This window comes from Pseudoalteromonas sp. JC28 (assembly GCF_013319255.1).
In the GTDB taxonomy this organism is placed as follows: Bacteria; Pseudomonadota; Gammaproteobacteria; order Enterobacterales; family Alteromonadaceae; genus Pseudoalteromonas.
Genome location: NZ_QOKX01000001.1, coordinates 893,130 through 908,288, shown reverse-complemented (window position 1 = coordinate 908,288; position 15,159 = coordinate 893,130). Strand labels below are relative to the sequence as shown.

Annotated in this window: 16 protein-coding genes; 10 read left to right on the top strand and 6 right to left on the bottom strand. The window is 42.2% G+C overall.

All coding sequences use genetic code 11. From position 1 onward, the window contains the following. Window positions 1-65: 65 nt before the first annotated feature. Window positions 66-1,136, bottom strand: a complete 1,071-nt coding sequence (locus DS891_RS03910; protein WP_174168904.1) for a DUF3083 family protein — start codon at window positions 1,134-1,136, stop codon at window positions 66-68. 248 nt (window positions 1,137-1,384) lie between these two features. Here DS891_RS03910 and glnS point away from each other — a divergent pair, with 248 nt between their 5' ends. The 7 genes from glnS to DS891_RS03875 all read left to right on the top strand — a co-directional run bounded on the left by glnS (window position 1,385) and on the right by DS891_RS03875 (window position 8,819). Then, window positions 1,385-3,049: a glutamine--tRNA ligase gene (glnS, locus tag DS891_RS03905; RefSeq protein ID WP_010604708.1), complete on the top strand. Its 1,665-nt coding sequence runs from the start codon at window positions 1,385-1,387 to the stop codon at window positions 3,047-3,049. A gap of 56 nt (window positions 3,050-3,105) precedes the next feature. Beyond that, window positions 3,106-4,932 carry a serine/threonine protein kinase gene (locus DS891_RS03900; protein ID WP_174168903.1) on the top strand — a complete coding sequence of 609 codons (1,827 nt, stop codon included), beginning with the start codon at window positions 3,106-3,108 and terminating at the stop codon, window positions 4,930-4,932. A gap of 102 nt (window positions 4,933-5,034) precedes the next feature. Further along, the gene (locus DS891_RS03895; protein ID WP_174168902.1) at window positions 5,035-6,309 is read left to right on the top strand and encodes an RNA polymerase sigma factor; all 1,275 of its coding nucleotides are present in this window, start codon (window positions 5,035-5,037) and stop codon (window positions 6,307-6,309) included. Window positions 6,310-6,446: 137 nt separating this feature from the next. Then, entirely contained in the window at window positions 6,447-7,292 is an 846-nt protein-coding gene (locus DS891_RS03890) for a YciI family protein (RefSeq protein WP_174168901.1), read from the top strand. Window positions 7,293-7,377: 85 nt separating this feature from the next. Next, window positions 7,378-7,767, top strand: coding sequence for a YciI family protein (locus tag DS891_RS03885; protein ID WP_010372682.1), 390 nt, complete (start codon window positions 7,378-7,380; stop codon window positions 7,765-7,767). A gap of 14 nt (window positions 7,768-7,781) precedes the next feature. Next, a complete protein-coding gene (locus tag DS891_RS03880) occupies window positions 7,782-8,135 on the top strand; it encodes a DUF1428 domain-containing protein (RefSeq protein WP_174168900.1) in 354 nt (117 codons plus the stop codon). 54 nt (window positions 8,136-8,189) lie between these two features. Then, the gene (locus DS891_RS03875; RefSeq protein ID WP_174168899.1) at window positions 8,190-8,819 is read left to right on the top strand and encodes a glutathione S-transferase family protein; all 630 of its coding nucleotides are present in this window, start codon (window positions 8,190-8,192) and stop codon (window positions 8,817-8,819) included. A gap of 90 nt (window positions 8,820-8,909) precedes the next feature. On the opposite strand, the gene fur is transcribed toward DS891_RS03875, so the two are convergent. The 5 genes from fur to DS891_RS03850 all read right to left on the bottom strand — a co-directional run bounded on the left by fur (window position 8,910) and on the right by DS891_RS03850 (window position 11,357). Then, window positions 8,910-9,356: a ferric iron uptake transcriptional regulator gene (fur, locus tag DS891_RS03870; RefSeq protein ID WP_010372691.1), complete on the bottom strand. Its 447-nt coding sequence runs from the start codon at window positions 9,354-9,356 to the stop codon at window positions 8,910-8,912. Between the two features lie 104 nt (window positions 9,357-9,460). After that, window positions 9,461-9,988 carry a flavodoxin FldA gene (fldA, locus tag DS891_RS03865; RefSeq protein ID WP_010604714.1) on the bottom strand — a complete coding sequence of 176 codons (528 nt, stop codon included), beginning with the start codon at window positions 9,986-9,988 and terminating at the stop codon, window positions 9,461-9,463. A 14-nt stretch (window positions 9,989-10,002) separates the two neighbouring features. After that, window positions 10,003-10,281 carry a LexA regulated protein gene (gene ybfE, locus DS891_RS03860; RefSeq protein ID WP_010372698.1) on the bottom strand — a complete coding sequence of 93 codons (279 nt, stop codon included), beginning with the start codon at window positions 10,279-10,281 and terminating at the stop codon, window positions 10,003-10,005. Continuing rightward, window positions 10,281-10,502: a DUF2788 domain-containing protein gene (locus DS891_RS03855; RefSeq protein WP_010372701.1), complete on the bottom strand. Its 222-nt coding sequence runs from the start codon at window positions 10,500-10,502 to the stop codon at window positions 10,281-10,283. Before DS891_RS03855 ends, ybfE begins: the two co-directional genes overlap by 1 nt. Before the next feature lie 87 nt (window positions 10,503-10,589). Further along, on the bottom strand, window positions 10,590-11,357 hold the full coding sequence (locus tag DS891_RS03850) for an alpha/beta fold hydrolase (RefSeq protein ID WP_174168898.1): 768 nt from the start codon (window positions 11,355-11,357) through the stop codon (window positions 10,590-10,592). 136 nt (window positions 11,358-11,493) lie between these two features. Here DS891_RS03850 and seqA point away from each other — a divergent pair, with 136 nt between their 5' ends. The 3 genes from seqA to astE all read left to right on the top strand — a co-directional run bounded on the left by seqA (window position 11,494) and on the right by astE (window position 14,973). Continuing rightward, window positions 11,494-12,042 carry a replication initiation negative regulator SeqA gene (gene seqA, locus DS891_RS03845; protein WP_174168897.1) on the top strand — a complete coding sequence of 183 codons (549 nt, stop codon included), beginning with the start codon at window positions 11,494-11,496 and terminating at the stop codon, window positions 12,040-12,042. Between the two features lie 13 nt (window positions 12,043-12,055). Next, on the top strand, window positions 12,056-13,693 hold the full coding sequence (pgm, locus tag DS891_RS03840; RefSeq protein ID WP_174168896.1) for a phosphoglucomutase (alpha-D-glucose-1,6-bisphosphate-dependent): 1,638 nt from the start codon (window positions 12,056-12,058) through the stop codon (window positions 13,691-13,693). A gap of 245 nt (window positions 13,694-13,938) precedes the next feature. Next, window positions 13,939-14,973: a succinylglutamate desuccinylase gene (astE, locus tag DS891_RS03835; RefSeq protein ID WP_174168895.1), complete on the top strand. Its 1,035-nt coding sequence runs from the start codon at window positions 13,939-13,941 to the stop codon at window positions 14,971-14,973. The last annotated feature ends 186 nt before the right edge of the window (window positions 14,974-15,159 follow it).

Here is a 15,159-nt window from a genome sequence, read left to right as displayed (position 1 = left end):
TATTATTCTGGTAAACAAGTAGGGCGCAATGACTTGCTCGGAAGCGCCCAAACCTTATTTAATGGCTAGTAGTCGTAACTAATATGTTGGAAGAAGCGTACGTTGATATCTTGCTTTTCAACATTAACAGGAAGTTGCGCAACAAAGCGTTTAATAGCCGTTTCTACGTGATTCATAAAACGACCATAGCCCATGTCTTTTTTGTCTTTGTCATTGGCAACGATGACAAAGCGAATGGTGTCCACTAGGTTTGCTTCGTTAAACAGCGAGTAAATTTGATTGTCACCGGAGCCTGTATCAAAACTCAGCTTTTGTAGCTCTCGGTTAGTATCGGACTTATCGATTTTGGCGCTTCTGACGATAGGCAAACGGCCATCGGCTACCATTGCTACCATATTAAGCTGTTTATCGGCGCAAGAAGAAAGAAATGCATCTTCTAGTGTACGATAGAATTGTCCGTAATCACTAGGGCGCATTTGGCTTTGGAATTCTGTTTTTATTGCACGTGACACTGGAATGTTAAAGGTCGCGTAGGTCATTTCACTATATTCTTCTGGTAACGTGCAGTTTCTGGCTTGATAGCGTGGGTAAAGTGCACGCAATTTATAACCATACGACTCTTTGTCGCCTTTCGCTTTAGCAAAGAGATCATAGGTTAAATGTTGGTGGTCTCGCACTCTAAACTGAGGTTCTATTGGAGAAAAGCCTTCTTTAAGTGCATCAAGCACCTTTTTCACTTTGCTGTGGAAGGTCGCAGCATTGGCGCGTAATTCATTTCCCGTGGCTAAAAATAATAAGCGGATTTTACGCGCTTGGTATCCGTCATTGAGATAAGTTTGGTGCGCTTCGTGGAACTTAGGGTTGTAGAAAAACAAAATCTGCTTTTCTGTTTGCATGGTATAGGCTTCGTCGTGGTAACGCACCACCGGCAATTTATCGTTCGCAATTACATGTACATTATGCAGCTCATATTCGTCACACAGTGCGAATAGCTGGCGAGACAAACGCTCGTAACACGCGCTGCTGGAGTCAAAACATGCATAGAATGCATCATCCGGTTTAAACTCAGCAAGAATATAGTGGTTGTTCCTAGCCTTAGTTGATATATAAACACGATTCAAATTCATTGAAGCCATTACTTTTGTCCTTTCCTCGGTAACGTGACTTAAGCAGTGTTTGTGGTATAAACACTGAGATGGCGCAACTATAGGATGAAGTTGTGACGGAAATATTGCGCTAGAACAAAATTTGTCACAAAAATCTGATGAACATTTAACCAAATGAATAAATCCTGATACAGCGCAGATAATTGCTGTAAGTTCGGCTGAGTTTTTGTAATAATGCCGAGGTTAACTAAGAGCATAATTCAGAGGAAAGATTTCCTATGGCGGAAACTGAAAATCGCCCATCAAACTTTATTCGCAACATTATTGATGCGGATCTTGCCAGTGGCAAACATGCGTCTACGCACACACGTTTTCCACCTGAGCCAAATGGCTTTTTACACATTGGCCATGCTAAATCAATTTGCTTAAATTTTGGTATTGCCCAAGATTATCAAGGTAAGTGCAACTTACGCTTTGACGATACCAACCCAGAAAAAGAAGACATCAACTACGTTAAATCTATCCAAGAAGATGTCCAGTGGCTTGGCTTTGAGTGGGATGGTGAAATTTGTTATTCATCAAACTACTTCGACAAGTTGTATAGCTACGCCGTAGAGCTAATTGAAAACGGTAAAGCGTATGTTTGCTTCCTGTCGCCTGAGCAGGCGCGTGAATATCGTGGCACGCTGACTGAGCCTGGCAAAAATAGCCCTTATCGTGACACTTCACCTGAAGAGAACTTAGCCTTATTCGAAAAAATGAGAAATGGCGAGTTTAAAGAAGGGGAATGTGTTCTTCGTGCTAAGATTGACATGGCAAGCTCATTTATGGTGCTTCGCGACCCTATCATCTATCGTGTACGTTTTGCACACCATCATCAAACTGGTGATAAGTGGTGCATCTATCCGATGTATGACTTTACGCACTGTATTTCCGATGCGCTTGAAGGGATCACGCATTCACTTTGTACATTAGAGTTCCAAGATAACCGCCGTTTGTACGACTGGGTGCTAGATAACATCAGCATCGAGTGTCATCCACAGCAAATCGAGTTTTCTCGTTTAAATCTTGAATACACGGTGATGTCGAAGCGTAAGCTCAATGACTTGGTTGTTAATAACCATGTTGAAGGATGGGATGACCCGCGCATGCCGACAATTGCAGGGCTTCGTCGTCGTGGTTATACACCAGCTGCAATTCGCGAATTTTGTAAGCGCATTGGCGTAACCAAAATGGACAACATGGTTGAAATGGGCATGCTAGAAGCGTGTATCCGTGACGATTTAAACGAAAATGCACCACGCGCAATGGCGGTACTTGACCCTGTTAAGCTAGTCATTGAAAACTTTGATGCAGATAAAGTTGAAATGCTACAAGCGCCTAATCACCCAACATTAGACATGGGCGAGCGTGAGCTACCGTTTACGCGCGAAGTCTACATTGAACAAGAAGATTTCCGCGTAGAAGCGAACAAAAAGTTCAAGCGTTTGGTGCTAGGTAAAGAAGTGCGCCTTCGTAATGCTTATGTGATTAAAGCTGAGCGCATTGAAGAAGACGAAAACGGTAATATTACGACAATCTACTGTAGCTACGACCCTGATACTTTGGGTAAAAACCCAGAAGATGGTCGCAAGGTGAAAGGCGTAATTCACTGGGTATCTGCTTCACATTGTATTGAAGCGCCAGTGCGTCAGTATGACCGCCTATTTACTGTGCCAAACCCAGCGGCTGCTGAAGATTTCACGGAAGTGTTAAACCCAGACTCTTTGGTAACCATTGCAAATGCCAAACTTGAGCCAGCACTTGCAAACGCTAAGCCTGAGCAAGGTTATCAGTTTGAGCGTTTAGGTTACTTCTGTCGTGATAACAAGTCAGAAGCGCTAATGTTTAACCAAACTGTTGGTCTACGTGATTCGTGGGCTAAGATAGAACAGCAAGGTTAATACTGAATGAGGTCGGCTAATGTCGACCTTTTTTATTGCTTTTCCTACGTACAATTATGTCTGAAAAATCCATCCAACACTTCTATATCAACGAACAGCAGTCCATCTACTTACTGTCTCATCATGATGCAAAAAAGCATCGTCAATGGCTGAATATCTGTAAAAAACAATTGAGCCAACTTGGCTATAAACATGTTGAGGTAATTGGCTCTGGTGCATTTGGCTTCGTATTTGCTGGTACAAGTGATATGGGGAAAGACTGGGTGTTTAAATTTTCTCGGATCACGCTTGCCCAAAGTGTGCGTGATAGGCTTGAAGATGAAGGCTATATGTTGTCGCAAATTGACAACCCTATGGTGCCAAACTTCTATGCCTTCGAGCGAGTAAAAAAGCAAGGCATTTTAATGATGGAGCGTGCCCCTGGTGAAGACTTAGAAAAGATTTCACTCAAAAAGGGCCGTTTTAAAGCGCATGAGTTGGTGAGCCTCGCGCTAAAACTCAGGAATGTGTTGGTTGATTTGCGTGAGCGTCGCAATGGCATGTCTCCTCAGCCTATCGTTCATGGAGATATTAAGCCATCCAATATCGTTTGGGATGAAGCTTCCGATGGTTTCTCTTTGGTTGATTGGGGAAGCTCAGTCTATGCTCAGGTGGACGTGCATGGCGAACCCATTGCCAGCAATATCATGGATTTGATGTCATCTGATGTAAGTACGACTAACGCTCGGATGGGAGATGTGTACTTTATTGGCGATGAGCAAATGTCGGGTGCACAATCTTCTCCTCGTTTTGATGAACAAGGCGTTGCATCGACGATTTATGCACTGGCTAGTGCACAATCATGTCGCTTTGGTGCTCAGGTCATTCCTGCTAGCGCTTTGGGGCTGCCAAAAGTATTTGCGCAAGTGCTGGATGGCATGCTTAGCAAAGACAAAGCAACGAGGGATAGCGCAGGGGATTACTTTGTTCGTAATATGCCAGCAATGGCAAAAATGTATTTACCTGATTTAACACTGTCAGAGAAAAAATCCCGCATTCCTTTTTGGACCTACGAAACCGCAGTTAAACCTGAAACGGTCGTCTATAGCTCACGCAAGCAGTTTTTACGTCGTGCTGACGATAAACACAATCTAAGAGACGTAAACGACGCGCAATTAGATAGATATTATAAAGAGTTTTTGTTTGATACCGGCGATACCGAGAAAGCCTTTTTGGCCTCAATCAGCAGGCTGGCAAAATATCCGGTCGTTGGTGGTCTCAGTTTTCACTGGAAAGACGCGCAAGTATTTGTTGAGTCGAGTCTTATTTTACACGATGAAACATTGAGTCTTGCATTTAAAGACGCGTTGAACGCCACCGTAATGATTGCGCAGGGGATCAAACAAAAAGGTTTATTTAAATGTTGTTTATTCGACGCGCGGCAAACTATTCAATTGACTCGTGACGGCACCGGTGCGTTCCAATTTGACCATCTGCCAGAACTAGAGTTTAGCGTTAGCGATATTTCGAGCAATGAAATTACACGCCCGCATTCATACTTTGAAGACGGTAAAGATCCAGACGAGCAACTGCAGCTGCCAAGACAGATAATTCAATGCGTGTTCGAGTTAAATCAGATCCACCATACAGGTTGCATCATTTTTGAATCGTTGCAAGATAGGATGAAAATTCATTATTACTACCGGCTACTTGATGCTAATAAAGCAGCGCAATTTAAGGCGCTACTGACTCGGATCATGCAATACGCGGTTAGTATTCAAGATTATGGCGTAGCAGGGTTTATGAAGCTGCCCTATAAAAATACACGTGAGTTTACTTTATGCGACCGCCAGCCTGACTTTTTCTTTCCCAAAAACCCCAAAACATTTGTCGTTAACACTTAGGTGTTAGTACCGCTTCTGGCCAGTTATTGAGGCTCTTGCTGATTTATGAAATAGTGACTACACCAATTCTAATTGCTATAACCTAGCTGACGAAGGAAAGTGATGAGCAATCAACTTGCTTGCGATAGCAATGCTATTCGTAAGTCTATAGAAGTGCTGTACAAGCAAGAAAGCCGGAAAATTTACGCCACACTGATCCGCCTTCTAGGTGACTTTGAGTTAGCGGAAGAAGCATTGCAAGACGCGTTTAATGTGGCGTTAAAACATTGGCCAACTCAAGGCATGCCAGAAAACCCAGTCCCTTGGTTAATTTCTACTGGTCGCTTTAAAGCCATTGATGCAATACGTAAACAGCAACGTCAAAGAGAAAAGCTAGAAGTTGCTGCTACTGACTTGGATGGGGTTTCTGACATCGCAGGCCAAGCTCATGAGCAAAACGCCAATGCAATTGAAGATGACCAATTGCGGTTAATTTTTACTTGCTGCCATCCGGCTATTGATCCAAAAGTACAAGTTGCGCTTACTCTGCGGGAGGTCTGTGGACTAACAACAGAGGAAATTGCCAGTGCATTTTTGGTGTCAAACACAACAATGGCACAACGAATTGTGCGCGGTAAAGCGAAGATCCGTGATGCCCGTATTCCGTTCGAGCTGCCAGACGACACTGACTTTAACAACCGACTTGATGCGGTGCTTACGGTTATCTATCTGGTCTTTAATGAAGGGTATTCAGCAACACAAGGCGAACTTGCAATACGCAGTGAACTGACGTCCGAGGCAATCCGCTTAACTCGTTTACTTTATTCTCTAACACCAGATCCAGAAGTGGCGGGGTTACTCGCCTTGATGCTCTTGAATGATGCAAGAAAGGCGGCGCGCACCAATGCTAGCGGTGACATCATTTTACTGGAAGATCAAGACCGAAACCTTTGGAGTAAAGGTATGATCGCCGAAGGTACGCAGTTGGTCGCTGAAATAATGCGCGCCGGTGAATATGGCTTTTACACCATTCAGGCCGCTATCTCTGCGACTCATGCAGTTGCGACAACTGCAGCGGCGACAGATTGGTCACAGATTGTTGAATTATATGCTCAGCTACACCAAGTAAGCCCGTCTCCTGTTATTGAGCTCAACCAAGCGGTTGCAATCGCTATGAAAGAGGGGCCGGATGCGGGTATTACCATTATAGAGCGGCTATTTGAGCACAAAGAAATGCAAAGATATCACTTGGCTCATGCGGCTTATGGCGAACTATTATCTCGTGCTGGCAGAACGGCTAGTGCGATTAATGCATTTAAAACGGCTCTCAACTTAACAACGCAATTACCAGAGCAAAGGGTTCTCAAACAAAAGCTTCTCAAGCTCGGTGAAAATTAATTAAGAAAATTTTCCTTACTTTGTCGATCTCTAAAGAATGCATTCGACTAGAGTGTATAGAGCACTTTATTTATTAACACCGCAGGTAACCTTTGGTTATTCAGCTCTATTTATAAAAGACAACAGGAGAATTGACGATGAAAGTAATGGTGATTGTAAAAGCAAGTGAAGGGTCTGAAGCAGGGGAGCTACCAACCGCGGAATTAATGGCTGCGATGGGAGAATTCAATAATGCTTTAGTTGATGCTGGAATAATGACTTCTGGTGACGGTTTAAAGCCGAGTAAAGAGGGAGTTCGCGTTCGTTTTAAAGGCGAAGAGCGCATTGTAACTAAAGGGCCTTTTGCAGAGACTAATGAGTTAATCGCGGGTTATTGGGTATGGGAAGTAACATCAATGGAAGAGGCGTTAGAATGGGTTAAGCGCTGCCCTAATCCCATGAATGAGGAATCTGATATTGAAGTTCGACCGTTTTATGAAATGGCTGACTTTGCTGATATCGATCCCAGCGGCGAAATCCTCGCAGACGAAGAACAATTAAGACAAAAGATTGCGATGCAAACTGCACATGTTTGCAATTATTTGTTTTTTGCAGGGCGTACCGAAGAGGCACTTGAATACTATCAACAGCATCTATATGCCAAAGTCGGTCTGCTTATGCGTTTTAACGAAAGTCCAGATCCTATTCCTGATGGTGCGATACCAGAAAACTTCTCAGATAAAGTAATGCACTGTGAGTTTAGCATTGGCGATATGAAGATTTTTGCATCTGACGGCTGTGGTGATGATGCTTCGTTTGCAGGATTTAGTCTGTCTATAACCATTGATTCTGAACAAGAAGCTCACCGTGCATTTAATGCGCTAGCCGATGGTGGTACGGTCAGAATGCCATTACAAGAAACATTTTGGTCCCCCCTTTATGGTCAAGTCGTTGATAAATTCGGTGTTGCGTGGATGGTGATGTTACCTAGTAATACTAATTAACCTTGAGCACGGAATAGCTAAGTCAGATCGAGCAGCAAAAGACGTTCGCTATTCAGATACTAGTTAATAAGGAGCTGGACACACTATGAAATATGTCGCTTTAGTTTATTACGATGAACAAGCAATGGAAAAGCTCTCACAAGATGAATGGGACGCACTTAACCGTGAATGTATCGCGTGTGGGGAATCATTAAAAGAGCGCGAGCAGATGATAGGGGGCAACGCGTTGCTCTCAACTCAAAGTGCGACAACCTTGCGGGTACGAGCGGGTAAAGTCGATATTACCGATGGCCCATTTGCAGAGACTAAAGAGCAGCTTGCGGGGTTTTATTTACTTGATGTCAAAGACTTAAATGAGGCCATCCAAGCGGCTAGCAAAATTCCGCCAGCGCGCTATGGCAGCATTGAAATTCGGCCTGTTCGCGAGTTACAAGACGAGAACAATGTCAGCTATGAAGCACAAAGACGAGAATAATAGAGGGGTCAAAGATGAGTTATATAGATGGTTTTGTATGCGCTGTACCCACCAGTAAGCGTGAAGAATATCAAGCACACGCCAGCAAAGCGGCAAAAGTGTTTAAAAAATTTGGAGCAGAACACGTTGTCGAGGCCTGGGGGGATGATGTTCCTGATGGTACGCTTACCTCTTTTCCAATGGCTGTAAAATGTAAGCCTGATGAAACAGTGGTGTTTTCCTGGATCACTTGGCCTTCAAAAGAAGTGCGTGATGCTGGAATGGCAGAAGTATTTAAAGATCCTATTTGCGATCAAGAAGCTAATCCAATGCCGTTTGATGGTAAAAGGCTTATCTATGGTGGCTTTATGACAATAGTAGAGTGTTAATCTTAGTTATTAAATTGGGCTGAGTTATCAGTCCAATTGACATGGAGCAGATATATGCCGAACTTTACCATTACCACGTTTGATTGGGTGCCTGAGCTGCCAAGAGGATATGTCAGAGATATTCGCTTGCGCTGGGCGCTAGAAGAGGCGGGCATACCCTATGATATAGAACTTACCGCTTTCAAAGAACGAGAAAATGCGCATTATTTACATCAACCATTTGGTCAAGTTCCTTGGCTTAGCCATGAAGATAAGGAGATATTTGAAAGTGGTGCTGGTCTGTTATACATCGCTGAACATAACGATGAGTTAATATCGACAGAAAATAGGTCATCGGTAATACAGTGGTTATTCGCCGCGCTCAACTCTGTAGAAATGGCAACTCTTCCATGGACAATTTTGAAATTTTCTGAAGATACTTTTGAGAGTGATGGCAGCAAAGCGATAGAGCGATTTTTACATAGCCGTTTGAAACACGTGAATGAATATCTTCGGGGAAAAACTTGGTTGGCTGAGCAATTTTCTGTTGCAGACATCGCGATGGCTGACGTGTTTCGTTTGGTCGATAGGTTTGATGGGCTAAAACAATATAGCTATTGCCGAAAGTATCTAGAGCAATGTGTTTCTAGAGCTGCTTTTAAAAAAGCATACAAAGATCAGCTGGAATTGTACTCTAGAATATAGTGACTATATAAATGGAAGGTGGTGTTTATGCAACAAATTAAAAAAGCCAGCAATTTGCTGGCTTAATGCTTAAATTGGCGAAAAGGTAGGTTAGTTACCATTTTCCTCAGCGTACTTTTTGCACGCTTCTTTATCTTCACACTCACCGTATAAATATAGTGAGTGATTCGTGAGTTTGATGCCATTGCTGTTCGCGATTTCTTCTTGGCGTGTTTCAATAACGTCATCTTCAAATTCGACAACTTTGCCACATTTTAAACATACCAAGTGATCATGGTGCGTGCTGCCAGACAGCTCGAAAACAGATTTACCGCCTTCAAAGTGGTGACGTGTTACAATACCAGCATCATCAAATTGGTTTAGCACGCGATATACTGTAGCTAGGCCAATTTCTTCACCTTTGTCCAATAAGATCTTGTACACATCTTCTGCGCTGATGTGTTGATTATCAGGAGACTGAAGGATCTCTAAAATTTTGATGCGTGGAAGCGTTACTTTTAAACCAGCCTTTTTAAGCTCTAAGTTGTGATCAGTCATTAAATCTGTCTCAATCTGTTAGTTATAATTTGTCTTAGGTCAATATTCACGACGCTATAACCTAAGAATAACTTGCTCGGGCAGCAAGTGCAAAGCAAATGGAATTAATCTTCCAGCTCGCTTAAGCACATTTCGTCATATACTTGTGCACACCACTGTTTAACGCGTTGCTCTGTTAGCTCAGGCTGGCGATCTTCATCAATACCAAGGCCAACAAACTTACCGTCTTCAACTACAGCTTTTGATGCTTCAAAGTCATAACCGTCGGTAGACCAGTGACCAACTACAATCGCACCGCGTTCGGTAACGATGTCATTAACCATGCCCATCGCGTCAAGGAAATATTCAGCATAATCTTCTTGGTCGCCACAGCCGAAAATAGCAACTAACTTACCTTCGAAATCGACTTCTTCAAGTTCAGGGAAAAAATCATCCCAATCACACTGAGCTTCGCCGTAGTACCATGTTGGAATACCGAAAAGTAGTAAATCGAATTCGGCAATCTCTTCTTTACTGCTTTTAGCAATGTCCTTTACGTCTACGAGCTTTTTACCTAGCTCTTTTTGAATCATTTTAGCAACGTGTTCTGTGTTACCAGTATCACTGCCGAAAAAAATACCTACGCTTGCCATTAATTTCTTACCTTCTATCTATTAACCGCTAACTTTTCTTGTAAGATGGTCTCGATGAGTGCACTTCGACTAATGTTTTGCGACTCCGCCATATCACTTAGCGCTTGATACAACTCTGATGAAACCTTAAATTCTACTCTTTTTAGGCCACGCGCGCGATCCCTCTTAATTTGATTGCGCTTGTTAACCTTTAACTGCACTTCTCGTGGCAGTGGATTCGTCTTAGGACGTCCTGGACGTTTTTCATTTTCAAATAGGTCGATAGTTGTTCTATCAGTTTCAGCCTTGGCCATTATCCAACACCTGCGCCTTGCCAAAATACTTGGATCAAGCCTTTTGCTATAAATCCAGAACAGCCGAGAAACAGCACTAGCCAAACGATGTAGCGTCCGAACTTTGGCACATCACCTTTTTTCAGTACGTCCTGAATCGCCATACCGATGAAAAAGAATATACCAGCTAGCGCAAACCACAGCCCTAGCGTTTCAAATTCATTTATAAATTGACTGACCATCTGAGCTCTACTCAATACTTAAACGGCGGCTACTATACCATAACCTACATGCATAAATTAAGTTTATAACGGTAAATTCAATTCGTTTTATTGAAGAAAATCAATAATTGAGCGATTTACAGCTTCAGGCTTTTCAGCATGTAGCCAATGGCCCGCACCTTGTATTATTTTTGCTCGCGCATTTGGGAAAAAACGAGCGATGGGCTCCCTATGCTCAGGCAGGATATAGTCAGAGTTATTCCCTTTAATGAACAAAGTATCGCATAAACAGGAATGCGTTTCATTAATATTAGATGTAATTGCGTCGTATTTTTCAGTAATTACATCTAAATTAAAACGCCAAGTAAGCTTACCTTCTTCATTTTTTGCCAAACTTTTAAGCAAAAACTGACGCACGCCGACTGTTTCAATATATTGGGACATTATGGTATCTGCTTCACTACGACTTGATACATCACTTTTCTGCACTTCGTTAAGCGCGGCAATTATTGCGTCATGCCTTGAGTGATAATCAACAGGCGCAATATCTAATACGACAAGTTTGTTGATGCTTTCTGGGAATAATTGGGCGAATTGCATTGCCACTTTACCACCCATTGAGTGGCCAACTAGGCTGACTTTATCCAGTTTTAACTCATCCATTAGAGCTTTGACGTCATTTGCCATTATTGGATAGGACATTTGTTCATCATGAAAAGAGCGACCGTGATTTCTCAAATCGACGTTAACTACATTGAAATGTTCGGCAAGTGCTTTTGCCACCACATTTACATTTTCCAAAGAGCCAAAGAGTCCGTGCATAACAAATACACTAGGTTTGGCTTGGTCGCCAATTTGTTGATAGTTTAACTGCATAAATCCTCCAAAATTGGCGCTAATTGTGACATTGAAGAGTAAAAATGCAAAGCCATAGAGTAATAAGTTAAATTTGGATATACTAAGTGACAATTGAAATGAGTTGCTCCTAATTAGCATAGATGACAGGAAACGCATGAAAAAGATAGAAATAGATGACGAGCTATATCAATACATTGCAAGTAACACACAAAGTATTGGAGAAAGTGCTTCTGAGATTTTACGTCGTTTATTAAAACTTACTTCTGGGACAGAATCTAAAGCCGTCGCACAGCAGGAAGAAAAACAAGTACAAGAAATTACAGCTGAGTCACAAACAAAAACACCAAGCCAACCTGTAAAACCCGTTGCGAATGTCTTTAATATTCTAAATAAAGAAGAGCTTGCCATGCAAAAGGGCGTGGTCGGGCGATTTTTGTTTATCCTATCCGCGCTTCATCGTACACATAAATCCGAATTTAATTGTGTGCTCGAAATTAAAGGCCGCGATAGGATTTACTTCGCCACGAGTAAAAATGCACTACTCGAAAGTGGTAGCAGTATGAACCCGAAAAATATAGCAGACAGCGAATATTGGGTAATGACAAATTCAAATACGACTAGAAAGAAAATGATGCTTCATGAAGTAGCTAAGGTGTTAGGTTACACAGATGAAGCTGCCGAGAAAATTAGAGACTACCTATAAGTAAGGAAATCTTATGGCGATCCATCCGCAAGCTGGCAAAAAGGTATCGAAAGAATTATTGGTAAATGTACCTAAGCTGGTTTCATCGTACTATTTAAATGAGCCTGACTTAGAAGCGCATCCAGAGCATTGTGTCGCCTTTGGCACAAGTGGCCACCGAGGTTGCTCACTTAATTTTAAGTTTAATGAGTCGCATATTCTGGCCATCACTCAAGCGATCTGCGATTACCGTAAAAACAACAATATTTACGGTCCGCTTTTTCTTGGTAAAGACACTCATGCGTTGTCGGAAGCCGCTTTTAACTCGGCTATTGAGGTCTTGGTTGCCAACGAAGTACAAGTCATCACACAACAAAATGATGACTACACACCAACCCCTGTGATCAGCCATGCGATTGTCTCGCACAATTTAGTCAATCCTCATGAGCTTGCAGATGGAATTGTCGTTACGCCATCACATAACCCGCCAGAAGATGGCGGGTTTAAATATAATCCTCCGAATGGTGGACCTGCCGATACCTATGTCACCAAATGGATTGAAGATAGGGCGAATCAGTTACTACTCGAAGATTTGGTTGAAGTTGAACTATTTCCGTTTGCTAAAGCGAGAAGATCTGGATTTATCAAGTACGAAGATCTGATCACTCCATATGTTGAAGACTTGGGTAACATAATTGATATGGAAGCCATTGCTCGAGCCGGAGTTAATATTGGTGTGGATCCTCTTGGTGGTTCAGGTGTTAATTTCTGGCTAGTGATCGCCAAACACTACGACTTGAAGCTGACGGTTGTAAATGACGTGGTCGACCCGAGTTTTGCCTTCATGCCACTTGATAAAGACGGCAAGGTGCGCATGGACTGTTCGTCACCTTATGCAATGGCTAATTTGATAGCACTGAAAGATGACTACGATATCGGTATTGGTAATGATCCAGACTTCGACAGACATGGCATTGTTACCCCTGATGGCCTGATGAATCCTAATCACTTTTTAGCGGTTGCAATTGACTACCTCATTAAACACCGAAGCTGGAAGAGCTCAGTAAAAATCGGTAAAACACTGGTATCTAGTGCCATGATTGACAAAGTGTGTGGCGCAAACGGCCGAGAAGTTTACGAAGTGCCAGTTGGCTTTAAATGGTTTGTAGACGGGTTAGCGGCTGGAGAGCTCGCGTTTGGCGGTGAAGAGAGTGCTGGCGCTGCGTTTTTAAGAAAAGATGGCACCACATGGTGTACTGACAAAGACGGTTTTATCATGGGATTACTTGCCGCCGAAATCCTAGCTGTCACAGGTAAATCGCCATCTCAACATTATCACGCTTTTGAACAAGCATTTGGCGCACCTGTATACAAACGTATTGATGCACCCGCAAATACTGAGCAAAAAGCAAAGCTTAAGGCATTAAGCGCGGACAATATCAAGGCGGACACCCTGGCAGGTGATAAAATCACTCAGATATTAACCAATGCCCCTGGTAACGGCGCGGCTATTGGTGGCCTTAAAGTCGTTACCGAAAATGGTTGGTTTGCGGCGCGTCCATCGGGTACTGAAGATATCTACAAAATTTATCTTGAATCATTTAAAGGTGACGCGCATTTAGCTGAACTTGAACATGAGGCAAAGACATTGGTTGACTCAGTGATTAGTTAACAAAAAGCTTCTAAAAGCCATACTCCTCGTATGGCTTTTTTGTATCCCAATGCGGGTTATACCAATTAGTCGTAATACTTGCTCAATTTGAAGGAGTAAATCTGACGCTAACCGCGTTAAAAATTTCTTATTTAGAATAACTAAATAGCAAAATTTTAGCCTTGTTATCGACAAGATTTTCTCGCCTCAAAATAGATCACTTAATTAAGATAATTGGTATTACTCAACAACATCAATTTGGAATTATGACGTACTTAGCAGAATTAAAACAAAGCGGTGACTTTCTTACTATCACAAGAAATAACGAATTTACACTGGAACCCGTGAACTTCACTTTAGACAACGGTACTTTGGTGGAAGTCCATGATACTGGTGTGATCCAGTTTACGCCTGTAGGTGAAACAACGAAAGATATTGTGCTATCGAGCGCTGTGCACGGCAATGAAACCGCGCCAATTGAGATATGTGATGAGCTTATCCAACATATTATTACTGGCAGACTAGCGTTGGCACAACGGGTGTTATTTATTTTTGGCAACCCGAAATCCATTAATATTGGCCAGCGTTTTGTCGATGAAAATCTAAACCGCCTATTTAACGGCGCACATAATCAAGAAACAGATAATCCAGAAAAGGTCAGAGCTCAAAAACTAGAAGGTTATGTTAGGGCTTTCTTTGAACAGGGAAGCGGTGAGCGCTATCGATGTCATTACGACCTTCACACTGCTATTCGAGGATCTAAAAACGAAAAGTTTGCAGTCTATCCATTTTTACATGGTAAGCCGTGGAAGAAATCGCAGCTGCAATTTTTATTGTCATGCGGTGTCAACACTGTATTAATGATGCGATCGGCTGCTACGACATTTAGTTATTTTTCTTCTTATCAGTTTGGGGCCGACGCTTTTACTATCGAACTTGGACAGGTTAAGCCATTTGGTGAGAATAACATGGCAAGCTTTGCAAAAACCAAAGAAACGCTAAAAGCATTAATTAGCCAAGAAAAATTAGAATATAAAGAATTTAATGCAGATGAGTTCGAGCTGTTTACGGTTCATCGTACAATCAATCGTACTCAAGCCGAATTTTCTTTTCCATTCGCTGATTCTGCTGAGAATTTTACAGGCTTTTCGAAAGGTGAATTACTAGCGACGGACGGAGATAAGCAATATTTCGCTGAAGTTGAGGGGGAAGCTATTATCTTCCCAAATGCCAATGTTGCTTTGGGGCAACGTGCATTACTAACGGTTATCCCGTTAGAGGTTGATGAAAACTTTATATAAATCATAGATGTAAAATTCTACTTGCCTTCGTATCAAAATCTTTCCAAAAACATTGATGCATTTTCACGGTTATTCATCTAGGATTAGTTGAATAACCGTTTACGTTAACGTAAAGTTGAAACGCTTTAATTTAATTTACTTACTTAAATCGCAAATATTATTCAGTCTTTGATAAGTTGTTAGACC